Source organism: Paenibacillus sp. FSL R10-2796, from assembly GCF_037965315.1.
GTDB lineage: Bacteria > Bacillota > Bacilli > Paenibacillales > Paenibacillaceae > Paenibacillus_AQ > Paenibacillus_AQ odorifer.
Genome location: NZ_CP150178.1, coordinates 4,078,314 through 4,094,403, shown reverse-complemented (window position 1 = coordinate 4,094,403; position 16,090 = coordinate 4,078,314). Strand labels below are relative to the sequence as shown.

Annotated in this window: 14 protein-coding genes; 9 read left to right on the top strand and 5 right to left on the bottom strand. The window is 43.5% G+C overall.

Translation table 11 applies throughout. The annotated features are described in order from the left end of the window. Positions 1-30 precede the first annotated feature (30 nt). The 5 genes from NST58_RS18615 (at position 31) to NST58_RS18595 (ending at position 5,396) form a co-directional block, all read left to right on the top strand. Positions 31-1,773 (top strand): sensor histidine kinase, encoded by a 1,743-nt coding sequence (locus NST58_RS18615; protein WP_076128319.1) that lies wholly within the window; start codon positions 31-33, stop codon positions 1,771-1,773. 3 nt (positions 1,774-1,776) lie between these two features. Beyond that, positions 1,777-3,072 (top strand): extracellular solute-binding protein, encoded by a 1,296-nt coding sequence (locus NST58_RS18610; RefSeq protein ID WP_339168200.1) that lies wholly within the window; start codon positions 1,777-1,779, stop codon positions 3,070-3,072. A gap of 142 nt (positions 3,073-3,214) precedes the next feature. Then, positions 3,215-4,159: an ABC transporter ATP-binding protein gene (locus NST58_RS18605; protein WP_076128324.1), complete on the top strand. Its 945-nt coding sequence runs from the start codon at positions 3,215-3,217 to the stop codon at positions 4,157-4,159. A 14-nt stretch (positions 4,160-4,173) separates the two neighbouring features. Further along, positions 4,174-4,887 carry a hypothetical protein gene (locus NST58_RS18600; protein ID WP_076128327.1) on the top strand — a complete coding sequence of 238 codons (714 nt, stop codon included), beginning with the start codon at positions 4,174-4,176 and terminating at the stop codon, positions 4,885-4,887. Between the two features lie 44 nt (positions 4,888-4,931). Further along, on the top strand, positions 4,932-5,396 hold the full coding sequence (locus NST58_RS18595) for a hypothetical protein (protein WP_038571625.1): 465 nt from the start codon (positions 4,932-4,934) through the stop codon (positions 5,394-5,396). Here NST58_RS18595 and NST58_RS18590 read toward each other — a convergent pair. From NST58_RS18590 to NST58_RS18580, 3 genes are all read right to left on the bottom strand, one after another. Next, positions 5,388-6,626 (bottom strand): winged helix DNA-binding domain-containing protein, encoded by a 1,239-nt coding sequence (locus tag NST58_RS18590; protein WP_339243764.1) that lies wholly within the window; start codon positions 6,624-6,626, stop codon positions 5,388-5,390. The genes NST58_RS18595 and NST58_RS18590 overlap by 9 nt on opposite strands. Before the next feature lie 108 nt (positions 6,627-6,734). Beyond that, positions 6,735-8,822, bottom strand: coding sequence for an ABC transporter ATP-binding protein (locus NST58_RS18585; RefSeq protein ID WP_076184457.1), 2,088 nt, complete (start codon positions 8,820-8,822; stop codon positions 6,735-6,737). A gap of 58 nt (positions 8,823-8,880) precedes the next feature. Continuing rightward, positions 8,881-10,629 carry an ABC transporter transmembrane domain-containing protein gene (locus tag NST58_RS18580; protein WP_076184456.1) on the bottom strand — a complete coding sequence of 583 codons (1,749 nt, stop codon included), beginning with the start codon at positions 10,627-10,629 and terminating at the stop codon, positions 8,881-8,883. Positions 10,630-11,122: 493 nt separating this feature from the next. Here NST58_RS18580 and NST58_RS18575 point away from each other — a divergent pair, with 493 nt between their 5' ends. Then, on the top strand, positions 11,123-11,440 hold the full coding sequence (locus NST58_RS18575) for a HesB/YadR/YfhF family protein (RefSeq protein ID WP_036688019.1): 318 nt from the start codon (positions 11,123-11,125) through the stop codon (positions 11,438-11,440). Between the two features lie 112 nt (positions 11,441-11,552). Here the strand turns inward: NST58_RS18575 and NST58_RS18570 are convergent, their stop codons facing one another. Continuing rightward, positions 11,553-12,068, bottom strand: coding sequence for a hypothetical protein (locus tag NST58_RS18570; RefSeq protein WP_036688017.1), 516 nt, complete (start codon positions 12,066-12,068; stop codon positions 11,553-11,555). Positions 12,069-12,190: 122 nt separating this feature from the next. Between NST58_RS18570 and NST58_RS18565 the strand changes: the two genes are divergently transcribed. The 3 genes from NST58_RS18565 (at position 12,191) to NST58_RS18555 (ending at position 15,575) form a co-directional block, all read left to right on the top strand. Then, entirely contained in the window at positions 12,191-13,939 is a 1,749-nt protein-coding gene (locus NST58_RS18565; protein ID WP_339243760.1) for an ABC transporter ATP-binding protein, read from the top strand. A gap of 189 nt (positions 13,940-14,128) precedes the next feature. Next, positions 14,129-14,647 (top strand): sigma-70 family RNA polymerase sigma factor, encoded by a 519-nt coding sequence (locus NST58_RS18560; RefSeq protein ID WP_076128340.1) that lies wholly within the window; start codon positions 14,129-14,131, stop codon positions 14,645-14,647. Then, on the top strand, positions 14,640-15,575 hold the full coding sequence (locus NST58_RS18555; protein ID WP_076128342.1) for a DUF4179 domain-containing protein: 936 nt from the start codon (positions 14,640-14,642) through the stop codon (positions 15,573-15,575). Before NST58_RS18560 ends, NST58_RS18555 begins: the two co-directional genes overlap by 8 nt. A gap of 71 nt (positions 15,576-15,646) precedes the next feature. On the opposite strand, the gene NST58_RS18550 is transcribed toward NST58_RS18555, so the two are convergent. Next, positions 15,647-16,090, bottom strand: a complete 444-nt coding sequence (locus NST58_RS18550) for a DUF441 domain-containing protein (RefSeq protein ID WP_036688009.1) — start codon at positions 16,088-16,090, stop codon at positions 15,647-15,649.

Genomic DNA, 16,090 nt, shown 5'->3' with positions numbered 1-16,090 from the left:
GTTATATTACAGTGACAAAGGAGAGCCCGGATGAAAGTTTATCGGAATTTGAGTATTAAAATGAAGGTGTTCCTGATGATTGTTCTGATACTGATTCTGATTATATCCATGGCGTTCGGTTCTTTATATTATGCCTACTCTATTTATGACAAGCAGCTTTATGACAAGTCGTATCGGCTGCTTAATTTGTCTTCGACTACGATTGATATGGAGCTTAAAAAGCTGGAATCCATGACTTTGACGATGATTGCTGATCGGCAAATTCAAGAAGGCCTTAAGGAATTGCGCAAAGATGATTCCGATTTTACTGGATATGTTACACGGCAGATGATTGCTGATCGGTTATGGACGCATATCAGTATGGACGAACGTTACATTCAGTCTGTACATTTGATCGATTCCCAAGGGAAGGTCAGCAGATACGGAGAGACGATTCTGTTCACAGAGGAGAAATCGGCACGAATGACCCGAGAGGCAGAAGCGGGGAATGGTGCTGTACGTTGGTTGTATCCTGACGATTCAGATCCGATGCTGGTCATGGTCCGAGAAGTGAGAGCTTATGATCCAATGACGCTAGATAAGCTGGGCACGCTCTATTTACGCATTAATATAGGGAGGTTAGCCCAAGATTACGCTGGTGTGGCCGCAGAAGACAGCGATATTATTTTGAAAGCAGGTCAGGAACTGGTTTATCCTTATCGGAAAGTGGCGGACGGTGTAACAGCGGTTTTACAACCTTTAAAATCAGGGGCTGGATACGAAATCAAAGAGATGAATGGAGAAGTTGCCTTTGTATCACAGAAGCAATCTTCCTACTCTGGATGGACTTACTACAACTATGTTTCTTATAATGATATTTTTGAAAAAACCATTTGGCTGAAGAATACAATGATCATTGTATTTGGAATTGCGATTGTGATTATAATTGCGCTAGGGATGAGCTTTGCCCGTAATCTGACACAACCGATTCGCTCGCTGATCAGTCAAATGAAAGAGGTTCAATATGGAGATCTGGACAGTATGGATACTAAGCTGATGGCTCCTCCACTTCAGCAAATGGATGAGGTGGGGTTATTACAACGGACATTTCGTCAGATGATAACACAGATTAACACATTGATCAAAGAGAACTATGCCAACCAGCTGATTATAAAAGAGACAGAATTTAAGGCTTTGCAAGCGCAGATTAATCCTCATTTCCTCTATAACTCACTGGATTCGATCCACTGGTTAGCTAAAAAAAGTGAACATGCACAGATTTCGAGCATGGTTGTCTCGCTTGCTTTTCTTCTTCGGTCATCGATCAGCTTGAAACAAAATGTAATCACAGTCGCGCAAGAGCTAGAAATTGTGAAGCATTATATCACTATTCAGAATTATCGGTTTCAGAAACGTTTGGATTTTCATATGGAGATTCCAGAGGTCTTTAATACTGTCTCTATTCCAAAGCTAACCCTGCAACCGCTGTTGGAGAATGCTATTCAATATGGTGTTGAGACGATGATTGAACCTTGTCAAATTCTATTATATGCTGAACCATTTGATGGCAAGCTAGCGATTGTAGTTGAGGATCGTGGCCCCGGAATGGAAGCAGATTTCCTCAAACGATTACTAAATGGGGAAGTAGAGACTAGAGGCACAGGTATTGGCTTGCTTAACATCCGTGACCGGGTCAGACTTGCCTTCGGTGAGGAATATGGCATTTATGTTGAGAGTACGGTTGGGTTTGGAACAAAAGTCAGTGTTCTTTTGCCGTTCCCGCAGGAGGTGTAGGTGATGCGCAGATTCATACTTAGCTTGGCACTGCTATGCATGATTACAACTCTCGGAAGCTGCGGGCAACAAAAGGACCTTCCACCAGAGAATGCAGTAGAAAAAATTAACCTCCGGATTGCCTGGTGGGGAAGTGACTTCCGGAATAACGCTACAATTCAGGTTATCCAAATGTATGAACAACAGAATCCTCTGGTGAAAATTGAATATGATTACAGCGCCTTTAATGAGTATTGGAAAAAGCTTGCACCTAGTGCAGCAGGCAATGTTCTTCCAGACATTATCCAAATGGATATCTCTTACCTTTCGCAATATGGAACTTTGAATTTATTGCAAGACTTGTCACCTTATATTAAGAGCGGACTTATAGATACGAGCAGCATCAGCGACAACAATCTTGCCGGAGGTAAACTAGGTGAGCAACTATATGGTTTTAATCTAGGGATTAATGCTTTGTACAGTGTGTATGATCCAGAAGTTTTTAAGGAGCAGGGAATTGAGCCTCCAGGGACGGATTGGAGCTGGGAGGATTTTGAGCAGATCGGCGTTACTTTAAAGGAACAGGGGAAAGGAATTTATCTGGGAACTTATCTGACGCCAGAACAGTTTTTTGCTTATTATTTACGGCAGAATGGAGCGTCATTGTTCTCGGAAGATGGAATAACCCTTGGCTATAGCGATGATCGCTTGTTTGTAGAGTATTTCGGACGTATGCAGCGTCTGATGCAGGAAAAACTGATTTTCGAACCTGATATCTGGACGTTAGATGTTAACAAACCGGATCAAGACCCTTTTTACAAAGGGGAAGCATTGCTGGGTTGGGGATATTCTAATCAGTTTATTAGCACTGTTCAGCGTTACGGAAAACCGCTGGCTTTAGCCACCATGCCAGGCCCGCACAATGATCGCGGCTTATTCTTGAAACCAGGGATGTTTTTTTCGATTTCAAAAAGCTCTAAGCAAAAGGAGGAAGCAGCAAAATTCATTAATTTCTTTGTCAATAATCTGGAAGCTAATAAAGTGCTTAAGGGAGAACGTGGCGTCCCGGTGTCCTCAGCTATTAAAGAGCAGATGAAGCCATTTCTAGAGCCAGAGCTTGCACAGGTTTTTGAATATATTGACTGGGTGGAGCAGAATAGCAGTCCGATGGATCCACCGGATCCGGTGGGTGCTTCAGAAGTAACTAGCGTATTACGTCAATTATATGATCTGCTTATGTTCAGCAAAATCACTCCTGAAAAAGCTGCCGAACAGTTCCGCCTTCAAGCCGATGAGATTTTATCTCAGAATATAAAATAAACAAAAAAAGGGGAGAAATACTGGATTGAAAGTAAATTTTAGAAAGGGCTGCTATGGCAGTTCTTTCTTTTTTTTGATTCCTAGAAGAGGAAATTCGTAGGGAACCGGAGAATTAACAGTAGATATGAAGGGAGAATGTTAAGTGGCGAACTTAGTAGATCGTAACTTTGCCGGCGGTAGTATAGGTGTTGCTACTTCCCTAATTGAATTAGAGCAGATCAGTAAACAGTATGGACGCCGACCCGTATTGGAGGATGTATCGTTCACTATTGAAAAGGGAACTGTAACTGCTCTGATCGGACGAAACGGATCCGGCAAAAGTACCCTGTTGTCAATCTTAGCTGGACTTGTCCACATTTCCTCAGGAAAGCTGAGTTGTAAGGATCCAAATCTGAGAATTGGTTATGCACCTGAGATGTTTCCAGGGTTGAAGCTGACCCCAGAACAGTACTTACGAAGTATGGGTCAGATTAGCGGCCTTGCGCCAGTCCTGATCGAACAGGAGCTAACAACGTTATTTCAACTTTTTAAACTGGAGCACTTTCGCAAGCAGTCGATGCTAAATTTCTCCAAAGGAATGCTGCAAAAAATTAATTTGATTCAAAGCTTGTTGGGAAGTCCCTCGTTGCTGCTTCTTGATGAACCTATGTCGGGCCTTGATCTCCCCTCAATGAATAAGTTAGCTGATCTTCTCATCGTTTTGAGAAATAAGGGGACTGCTATAGTCTTCTCTGTACATGAACCCCAATGGATTGAATTGCTTGCGGATCAGGTTCATGTGATACATGAAGGGAAAATTGTAAAGTCAATTCAGGGGTCAGAGAAGCTAAACATAAAACCCTCTACATACATACTATTGTCTAATCTGTCGATTCAGAAACTGCAGCAATTGAAGGAAATGGCAGGTTTCATTTCAATAAATACGTTTAAGGATAGTTGTAACATAGAACGTACGGCGTTGACAGTAACAAGTTCAGAATCAGATACTTTTTTGCGGGTTATCTTGGAGTCGGGTGGTTCAATACAATCGGTAGAACCTCGCGGAGGATCGCATGACTTAGAAAAATGGATGAATCCTAGGAGTTGAACAGGGGGTCTTACGTGTATCCGTTTATCGTTTACATGCTGCGAAGTTATACTCGATCTCAGCGTTATTTCGGCCCGTTAGCAGGGATTGTGATTGCAGTCTTGATATTGTATTCTTATAAGCCCAATCCAGTTATGAATAGCTATGCCGCTACAGCAGTAATGCTCTTTATAAGCTGCGCTTGGATGAGTCTTAGTTTTTTGAATCATGAGCACGCTGTTCATCGGCAGATTGCAGTTGTTCACATGCGAAGTGCGGCTAAACATAGTGCAGGTGGTATCTTAACGCTTGCATTTCTAACGCTGCTGCTAGATCTATTGATTGTCCTTTATCCTTGGGTAACGGGTCATTTTGCAGAATCACCCGGGGGATATCGGTTAATTCTCGCGCTCATAGGACATGGATTATTGGGTATGCTTGGTGTGGCTATTGCCCTATTCTTTCAATCTTCTTGGGTTCAAAAAGGCAGTCATGCGACAGGTATGTTGTTAGCTATCGTTATACTATCACTGGGCGGAGCACAAATCAGCGAAAGTTTGCCTGGTATATTTCATTTTTTGATCTGGTTGTTGCCGCCAGTAACTCCTGTAATGGAGGCCATGATGAAAGCTGATACATTGTCATTAGCGGAGTTGTTAGGTTCCTTTGCACAAGCATTAGTATATATAACACTGCTTATCGGTTTTTATTTGTACAGATCAAGACAGAGGGATTACAACAAAACATAACTTGTATAGATAAAAGGAACAAGGATACAGAAGTGGGGGAAAAGATGAAGGATACATATGTACCTGAGAGTGAACAATCAAAAGAGTTATTCGCCTATTTTGGACTGGCAGTTTATTATGGACAGGCCCTCGAGCAGCAGCTTACCAACTTGCTATTGCTTACTAAGCTATCACAAGGAAAAACGCCAACAGAAGCAGATCTGACAGACCTTTATCAGCGAAAACTCAGCAATTCACTCGGCCAACTCATCAAAGAAATCCAACATCATTTTCCTTTCTCGGAGCAAGAAACCGCTCAGTTGGAGGAAGTGTGGAAACAACGTAATTACATCGTTCATGATTACTTTAAAGAGCGTATACAGGAAACCTTTACGCCTGCCGGAAGGGCTAAAATGATTCGGGAGCTGAAACGTTTTAAAAATAAAGCAAGTAGACTTGAAGTTAAACTGCAAGGCTACTGCACAGAGATGTTCACGAAACTTGGATTAGAGGAGGAAAACTTATTGTAATAATCCTTCTAATCCGCAAGCTGTTACAACCTCTGGTCTAAAATGAACCGAAGAAGCTCTAACACAGCGAGAGAGTGCAGTTAAAGCTTCGCCTAATGCCGGAATCATCTCCGGTGTTAGGCTTTCTCCAGGTTCCCACCACCAATTGTTAATATTCAATGTTTGGCTCTTCTTATCCATCACCGGTTCAAATCTGCCAACAAAACGATCATTATATAATATAGGCAGTACATAGTAACCATATTCTCGTTCTATTGCCGGCTTATAGACCTCCCAGCGGTAATGAAATCCGAATAATTGCCGAACCAGCTCACGTTCCCACAACAAATTATCCAGCGGAGCCAAAACGGCCGCAAATGAATCACGTGGTTGAAGCCCAATCTCTTCAGATTCTTGCAGTATCACAGACTCCAAGGTTGGAGCATCTATACTGCGGATATAAAGCGGAACCTTAATCCCCTCGACCCAAACTTTTCTGAGACTATCCTTCTCCAGCAATCTCTGAATCGCCGCCGCACGCTCTTTGCTCTTCAGTCCGGATATGCCCAGCCATCCGTCTCCAGATTTATTCCATAACAAGCCGATACTTCCTATTCTACGTAACACATACCAATCATGAAATTGTTCTTCCGTGACATTTGGATCGGCTGAACTCAGCAGCTCTGAGGGTAACAAACGTTCAGCGAAATCATAATATCGCCGGGTATGTACACGATGGTGGACAACAATCTCTCCCCAAAAGTACATGCTTTCCATTGCAGCTCGTGATAATCTTGTCGGAGCCCAAGCCCAATCTACTTTTTCCTTTCCGTCTAAATCCAGAGAGGAGAGGGGGCCACGCTTCTGAAGCTCTTCACGAACCTGTGCTACAGCGACCATTACAGGCTCATTAGCCTGATGGTGGGAGGCAGCAGCTGTTCTTCTCCGCTTAAAATAAGGCCAATCCTCTGTACAATAAATTGACATGTTCTTGTCCCAGCCATCAACGAGCAGTCTGTCTTCATACAGAAGCTCTTGGACCAGTTCTGGCGTAAATCCCGGAATCCGTGCCTGGAGGACCAGCTCATGATTATGGCCAGCGATATTAAGGGGGTCATATTGGATGCAGCCTACGTGACGAACATAGTCATAAATACTAAGTTTTCCAGAAGGGATAGCTCCAGCAGTTAACTTTTGATGAGATAGCATAAAAAGCCTGGCTTGTTTCTTAGTCAAATTATAAGTAAGCATCGTTTGCTCCTCCAAGGTTATGTATTAATTTCCATAATACAGAACATCTGTTCTAAGATCAAGCAGGAAAAAACCCTGAATCACAATGAAGTGACTCAGGGTTGTAAATTACATTTTCTCAAGAGAGGGTTGCAAGTTTCCGAGTGCTGGACGGTTGCTTGCGCCAGCGTTATCGTCAGAGCTGTTAGCAGCGGCACCTACTTGCAGCTGGTACATACGGAAGTATCTTCCGCCAAGCGCCATCAGTTCATCGTGGCTGCCGCGTTCTACGATCTCTCCGTGATGCAGGACTAGAATCTGATCTGCACTGCGAATCGTGGATAAGCGGTGAGCGATGATGAAAGTGGTGCGTCCTTTTTTGAGAACTTCCAGCGCATCCTGAATGACGCTTTCCGTTTCTGTATCGATGTTGGAGGTAGCTTCATCTAGAATGAGAATAGCTGGGTCAAAGGAGAGAGCTCTCGCAAAAGAAATCAATTGCCGCTGACCCGCAGATAAAGTACTTCCTTTTTCGATGACAGGTTCATCAAATCCTTGTGGAAGATGAGCGAGTAACTTATCCGCACCAACCTCACGCAAAGCACGTTCTACCCGTTCACGGGAAATTCGTTCATCCCCTAGGCTGACGTTCGAAGCAATGGTGCCCGTGAAGAGGTACGGATCCTGCAGCACGATGCCCATGTGATTCCGCAGCCACTGCTTCGGAATATCCGTAACCTTTTGACCGTCAATCGTAATATCGCCTTTTTGTGGATCATAGAACCGGAACAGCAGATTGATGATTGAGCTTTTGCCGGAACCCGTATGACCTACAAGAGCGACAGTTTCACCCGGGCGTGCTTCAAAGGAGATATCGCGCAGGACGTAGTCTTTTTTATAAGCAAAAGATACATTCTTAAATTCCACTTTCCCTTTGTAGCGTGGCATGGAGCCGTCCGTAACATTCTCTCCAGGTTCATCCATAAGCGTAAACACACGTCCTGCAGATACCATAGAAGTATCCAGGTTCGCCAACTGGTTCACCATACCTGTGATAGGCTGGAACAAACGTCCGAGCACATCGACAAAGGCATACAGAACGCCTAAGGATACAAAGGTTGAACCAGTAATACTGCCATGTCCGAAATACCAAAGCACCATCACAAAAGAGAGACTGCGAAGTGAGTTCACCAGATTGTGGGACGTGAAAGCATTCAGATTTAACATTTTATTCTGATATTTCAAGTAATCATCGTTCAGGTTCTCAAATTCTGCACTAAGCTGCTTCTGACGGCGGAATATCCGGACGATTGACATCCCCTGAATCGATTCATTAATAATGGCGTTAATTTCACTTAGACGTGAGCGAATGATCGTATTGTATTTGGTCGCAATTTTGCGATAGAGCACGATCCATAACACAAGAATAGGTACAATGAACAAGCTGATCAGACCCAGACGGACATCAAGTAAGAACAGAGCGATATATACGCCAGTTATATTGATAATACCGGTGCTGAAATTGGAGAGGACGGCAATGAATAGATCCTTAATCGCCTCGGTATCATTTGTAACCCGCGACACTACCTTACCAGCAGGCAAATTGTCAAAAAAATGAACGGGTAGTCGCTGGATATGCGCGTATACATCTGTCCGCAGCTTCCGGATTACCTGATTCGCCGAAGATTGCAGCCAGTAGGTTTTTCCGAATTCAGCAAAGATGGAGATTACAAGAAAAATAGCATACATTCCGACCAACTGATAGATTCCAGGAAGCTCGGGTTTGTAAAAAGCGAACAGCTCATCGGCCGACAGCTTAACCGCGGGATAGATAACTTCGTTATCACCACGGGTGATATGCATCTCTCCATCGATGAACTTTCGTTCACCGTCAGGCTGTGTTACAGCTTCGTTAATAAAATAGAAACTTCTCCCTGCTTGAAGGACACGAATTTCTTGGCCTTTAGTTTCACCAGGCTCAAAGCGATCGCCGCGTTTGTATAAATTATTGTTATATTCAGCCGCCTTATCGGGAGACGTGGTGCTGAAATAGGGCTTCTCGATGGCCAGCATGTGATTGTCGATCATGCTTTTGGCTATAAATGGACCTGCCAGCTCTGCCGCTACCCCGATTGAAAGCAGCAGAAGGGCTGCGATAAAGGTTTTCTTTGCGGTCAATGCATATTCCAGCAGGCGTTTGCCTGTACTTTGTGTCAACCGTGACACCTCCTAAAATGTTTTGCGTAGTCGTAGCTCGTTTATTTATGGTTGTAGTTTAATCATTCGATAAGTTATTTTCGACTTGCTGCCGATCATATTGCTCACGGTACCAGCCATTCAAATCCAATAGTTCCTGATGTGTACCTCGCTCAACAATTTGTCCGTTATCCAGTACAACAATCATGTCGGCATGTTGGACGGCAGAGAGACGGTGAGTAGAGATTAATGTGGTTTTTCCGGCACGTTCATTTCGGATGTTGTCGATAATCTGAGCTTCCGTACGAGCGTCAACGGCTGATAAGGCATCGTCCAGAATAAGAATATCTGGATTAGCGATAAAAGCTCTGGACAGAGAGACACGTTGCTTTTGTCCACCGGAGAGGGATACACCACGTTCACCCACCAGAGTATCCAGACCATCGGACAATGTGCCCAGGTCGTTCTGGAAAGCGGCAGCTGTAATGGCTTGCATAATCGTATCGTCATCGGCGTTGTCTAGACCAAACTGAATGTTTTGCCGAACGGATTTGGAGAAAAGGATTTGCTCTTGTGGAACATAACCCATCCAGCTATGCAGCTGATCCAGGGAAATCTGTTGAATAGGCACGCCAGAGATAAGGATTTCTCCATTACCTGTCGGATATTCGCGGAGCAATTGTTTGAGCAGTGTAGATTTCCCGCTTCCTGTACGCCCGACTACACCTAATGTCTGCCCTTGGTTCAGGGTTAGGTTGACATGGGTTAGATTGTCTATCGTCGAAGAAGGATAACGGAAAGTCACATCGTTAAGCTCGATTCGAGTAGGGTGGGGAACTTGAACGGGATGGGCAGCATTTTGAACATCGGGTTTGGAGTTTAACGTCTCGTCGATACGTTCGAGGGAAGCTCCACCACGCTGCATAATGTTGATCAATTCTCCAATAGCGAACATCGGCCATACAATCATACCGAGGTACATATTAAAGGAGACTAGATCACCCAGTGTGATCTGATTGCGGAATACAAGGTATATCCCATAAGTAAGACCAATAATGTAGCTGAGTCCGACGCAGAAGCGGATGGTTGGTTCGAAGAAAGCATCGACACGAGCTACGGCCATATTTTTGTTGTAAACATCTTCAGTAATATCCGAGAAACGTTTTTCATCAAGACGCTCTTGGACATAAGCACGGATTACGCGCACACCAGAGACAGATTCGAGCACTTGGTCATTCATATCTCCGAATGCATCCTGCGCTAAGCTGTACCGATCATGAATAGCTTTACCATAAAAAATCATAGCTATTGCAATTAGGGGTAATGGTAATACTGCTGCAAGGGTCAATTTCCAACTCACGAGAAAGCCCATCGCAAACAGCACAACCGTGAGGTAGATTGTAGAATCCACCAGTGTAAGCATCCCGAATCCTACGGTAGCTGAGACGGCTCTGATATCATTGGTTGCCCGGGCCATGAGGTCACCAGTTCTATTTTTTTCGAAGAACGAAGGTGTCATAGTCATAAGATGATTCATAAATCGGGAGCGCAGCAGGCGCTCAACAAGGTTGGAACCTCCGAAAAGTTTGTGCATCCATATGTAGGTAATCCAATAAATAACTAGCAGCAAAATGAATATCATGCCGATATATTTGGCAAGCGAAGCTGTAGTAATCGAACCGCGTACTATGTCGTCAATGGCATTGCCTAGCAGACGTGGAGGGAGTAATTCAAGAACGCCCACACCTATGAGTAATATGAGTCCAATCAGGTAACGCCTTTTTTCTCGGCGAAAAAACCAGCCGAGATCGCGAAGAACAGAGAACAAGTAAATCCCTTCCTTTCAGGTTGTAATGATTGCTTGTGATGCTGATAAAAGCGCAAGTGATTATCTCTTCAGCAAACAAAAAAGGCATATCATCCGAAAACGGACGATATGCCTGTAATTTACAGCTATCATGCGCACGGTGCGTTACAGCACCAAGCATGTGAGAGACCTTCAAGAACTAAAGTTATACGGTCCATAAGACTCGCAAAAACTTCAGGATGGCTTAATCACTTGGGCTGCTTCGGTATTCGGTTGAGTAAAAATTCCAACAATAGTAAAATAATATGGCTGTAACTTCGTAAACACCGCGCTCACCCCTTTCATTAATTTGGTAATAACTAGAAGACGTTTAGTTATGTTCAGAGTTTATCATCCGGTTCGCGAATTTGTCAAACTTAATTTTAAATGGATTGGGAAATCATTAATTGCATAAAGTTGTTTGAATATCGACTTATTTTCGTTATGATTAGAATATACAAAGGAGCTGAGAGAAATGAACATGGAAATTAGTCAAGCAGCGGCAGCTTGGTTTAAGAGAGAATTGGACCTTAAGAATGGAGACTATATTCGTTTATTTCCCCGTTATAGCTCGGGAGGTGGACTTCACCCCGGTTTTTCGCTGGGCATTGCTACAGAAGCACCTGGGCGTCCTGCTATTCAGGTCAAACAGGATGATATTGTGTTCTACATGGAGGAGCAGGACTTGTGGTATATGGAAGGTTATGACCTATCTATCGTATACTCTGAGTCAGAGGATGACATTGAATATAAGTACGAACCAAAGCCGGTATCCGGTGAAGTGCAGGTATAGTTGTCTTAATGATTGTTTATTTTAATCAGGAAAAGCCCTTGCCAAAAGGCAGGGGCTTTTCAAATGCTGTCTTTAAAATGAGGGTATTCCAGTTGGAGATACATAGGTGTTATCAGTGCAAATTGCGAGAGGTTTCTTCCTCCAGAGCGAAGTCGAAGTCGTCAATATCGTACACCTGAACTGGAACTCCACCCTCGATGATCCGTTGAATCAATTCAAATTGATCCGTTAGGATAGGTACTTTCTCACGTTGTGAGGACAGCAGAAGCTCTGTTTCGATGGGATCGAACATCTCACCGTAGGCAGCGGTATCCATACTGTTAATGATGGTGATTTTGGATTGCCCGCCAAGGAGAATACCTGAGCTTTTCGCCCAAGGCACAGCTAAACAGCGGTTGATCTTCTTCGCGTTGAGCGGTTCTTCAAAATAAGCAATGAGCTCGCTAATCTTCAACTTAACATGCTTGTCGTCGTCCGGACGGTTCATCAACGGATCATCGCTGTCTCGCAGTTCGTATAGTTCCATCACGGTAGTATAAGGCACTATATATTCTACAGGGCTGCTCGATACGAGAAGCTGGCCGTAAATCGCCATCATGACGGCTTCCGTCACAAATTGTCTAGACATCGTTATCCTCCTGAAGTTCGGTACTGCAATTGTACTTATGATCTAAAATTATAAAAACACTGTAGAGAGCAAAAGTCAACTGTACTTAGCAACTCACTAAAGAGAAGGGACAGAATATTCCTGTGAAGCAATGGAAATCATATTTTACTTTTGTACGACCTTATATGAAATTGATTGTGTTTACGCTGTTTATCGGCATGATCAAATTCAGTATTCCGCTAACACTGCCAATGATTCTGAAATACGTGGTCGATGACCTGCTAATGAACCCGAGCATGGGGATTGAGGAACGGGTATCACATTTGATGCTTATTCTGGGTGGTGCCTTAATTTTATTTGTTATCGTAAGAGGGCCCGTAGAGTACTATCGCCAATACTTTGCTCAGCTTATCACAAGTAAAGTGTTGTTCGATATGCGAAATAAGCTTTACAGTCATTTACAGCGGCTGTCACTGCGGTATTATCAGAATACCAAGGTGGGAGAAGCCATTTCCAGATTTATTAACGATGTTGAGCAGACCAAAAATTTGGTCGAAGTCGGCATGATGAATGTATGGCTCGACACGTTCACACTAGTTTTTGCTTTGGGATTTATGTTTTATTTAAATCCGGTGCTGGCGCTCGTGTCTATCTCGGTATTACCTTTTTACGCAATTGCAGTTAACAAATTGTATAAGCGGCTTAAGCTGTTAACGAAAGATCGTTCCCAAGCTCTGGCTGGCATTCAAGGTTATCTCCATGAACGGATTCAAGGGATATCAATCATCCGCAGCTTTACGATGGAAAAAGTGGATCAGAAGCAGTTTGAGGACATCAACGGTAACTTTCTTAAAAAAGCGATGGCGCAAACCCGCTGGAATGCTATGACCTTCGCAATTATTAATACATTAACGGATATAGCACCTCTTTTGGTCATCGGATATGGTGGTTATCAGGTCATTCATGGCAATTTGACAGTAGGTACCTTTGTAGCTTTCTTTGGCTATCTGGACCGGATGTATTCCCCGCTGCGGAGATTGATTAATTCCTCGACGGTGCTTACGCAAGCCTCTGCTTCTCTTGAACGGGTGCTTGAGCTGCTGAATGAGCCTTATGATATTGTAGACAAGCCGGGAGCAAAAGTGCTAAAGGATGCACGTGGTGAGATTGCTTTTGAGAATGTATGGTTTAAATATAACGAAGAGAATGATTGGGTCTTAAAAGATATTAATCTGAGTATTCAGCCCGGACAGACCATTGCGTTCGTCGGAATGAGCGGTGGAGGAAAGTCCTCCCTTATAAGCTTGATCCCGAGATTCTATGACATCAGTAAAGGCAGCCTCCAAATGGATGGTTATGATATACAGGAATTAACACAGGAAAGCTTGCGAAGGTCTGTCGGCATGGTCCTGCAAGATAATTTCCTATTCAGCGGATCTGTGCGTGAGAATATTTTGTTCGGTAATCCTAATGCCACGGAAGAAGAGGTCATTTCAGCAGCAAAAGCTGCCAATGCGCATGATTTTATTGAGCAGCTGCCACTGGGTTATGAGACAGAAGTGGGAGAACGTGGTGTTAAGCTATCCGGAGGACAGAAGCAGCGGGTTGCTATCGCAAGGGTATTTCTCAAGGATCCGAAGGTTCTTATATTTGACGAAGCTACTTCGGCGCTGGATCTGGAATCGGAGCATTTAATTCAACAAGCGCTGCAGTCTCTTTCTTCGGAACGTACTACACTAATTGTAGCGCATAGACTGTCAACGATTACACATGCGGATCAGATTGTCGTACTTGAGAATGGTGAAATTACTGAACGGGGTACGCATGAACAGCTGATGGCGATAGAGGGTAGTTATGCGCGATTATTTAACGTACAGCATTTAGACGCTTAATATTTTTTGGGAAAATACTTGAACACCTTAGTGGTCCTCTCGAAAGAGAAGGCCACTTTTTTTGAATTCCAATCAGGGTGGCGGCACACAGTAACTTATACTATGGCAAAAATTCTAAACGGAATCTGAGTCTTTTCGGAGATCATGTGCGTCTAAAGCTTATAAACATCATGAAAGGAAGTGAGGAACGTGAATAAAACCACGCTTGAGGAAAAGGCGATAGCAGGTGATGAAGACAGCTTTACTGCGCTTATTGACGGCATGCAGGAGCGTTTATACCGAATGGCCTACTCCTATGTGCGGAATCAAGAGGATGCGCTGGAGATTGTGCAGGAGACCGTCTTCAAAGCCTATATCTCCATTCATAAATTGAAGCAACCGCAATATTTTAAAACTTGGCTCACCAAGATCGCTGTCAACTGTGCGCTGGACTTTATCCGTAAATCTAAAAAAATCGTGTATATAGATCAAGAGCTGGGAGGCAGCTATGCTCCGAAATCTAGGGAAGAAGTTATGGACTTGCATGAAGCGCTCAGCGGCCTTGATGAAAAATCAAGAATGGTGATTGTGATGAGATATTTGGAGGACTTGCCCATAAAGGAAATTGCAGAAGTTCTCGATATGCCCCTGAGCAGTGTCAAAACCGTTATTTATAGAGGTTTGGAAAAATTAAAAATAAGTATGGAGGAGAGTGAGTACTTTGGATAAGCAACTAGAACGTCTACAGCAAGCCTATAATGAGATTGAAATTCCTAAAGAACTATCATTCGCTTCTCGTAAAGGAATTGAAAGAGGGAAAATCTATAAACAGAAAAATAGTTCTTCAAAACGTGCCTTGAAATGGACAGGATCAGTAGCTGCGGCTGTATTGATTTCTTTTACGGTGGGTGTAAATACGGTTCCTGCTTTTGCGAGTAGTATGGATCAAATACCGGTTCTAGGTAAGCTGGTCAGTGTTCTGCAATTTACGGAAGGAAGTGCAGGCGGTGGAACCATTCAGGATGGAGTAGATGTGAACTTTATTTCGGTGAAACAATTGAAGAATAGCGATCAATTGATTTTGAATTTTGCAAATCCAGATGAAACACAACAGTTAGCAAGCTCATATAACGTAAAGTTTACGGAAAATCCGGCAACAATGACGATTACAGTAAGTGGGGCCAGAAAATTCTCAGCAGTCAAAGATCTGGAGACATTAAAACAAAGCCGATATGTTCAGGATGCTTATCCACTAATTACACTAGATGATTCGGCTATTCGGTTCAATGTCACGCTTACGGACTCGGTTGCTTATGAGGTAAAGGAATATAAAGAGCCAGCACAGGTAGTGATTACGTTAAAAGAGAAAGGAGACGAAGTAAAAGGGGGCTCTGTATATTCGTTAAGAACGGTCTCACAGCCTTCTGGTGAGGCGCTGGGTATGGCTGAAGAAATGTTATATGGGTTAGAGGATGTGCGGATGTTAAAGGATGAGAAAGGCTTATATCTCGTGGAAGCAGGATATTTTAATACAGAAGAAGAGGCTTTGAAGCAGTTGCAGAAAATTAAGACAGAGTATGGCGTTGAAGATTTATTAGTCGTTGAAAAAAGAGCGGTGCAGCAAATTCCGCAGTCCATTTCTCAGGTGGAGGAATAGTGATGTAGTGGCTTCTATAAAAGGCACACAAAAAAGACCGCCAAAAGCGGTCTTTTTTGTGTGCTGTTCTATTACATTTTGCCGATCATAAGTGATAAAATGCCGGCTGCGATCAGCGGACCGACCGGAACGCCTTTAAATAACGCAACCCCGATCACCGTGCCAATCAGTAGACCTGCAACAACTGTGGGTTGGTTGGTCATGAGCGTAGCACCGCGGCCTCCAAGAAAAGCGACAAGAATGCCGATAGCGATAGCAAGCAAGGACTTCCAGTGCAAGAAGGATTGACCGACTGTCTGCAGCGATATTTTGCCGCTGGCTAATGGGGTCATGACCCCGATGGTCAGGATGATAATCCCGATGGTTAAACCGTATTTTTCTAGCCAAGGAAAAGTTTGCTGTAAGCCAAGTACTCTTAGCAATAATAGGACGACCATTGCTATTGTTACAGGGGAATTGCTGCTGATAATTCCAAGCGCTGCAAGTCCAAGCAAAAGCAAAGAGGTCATGTCCAT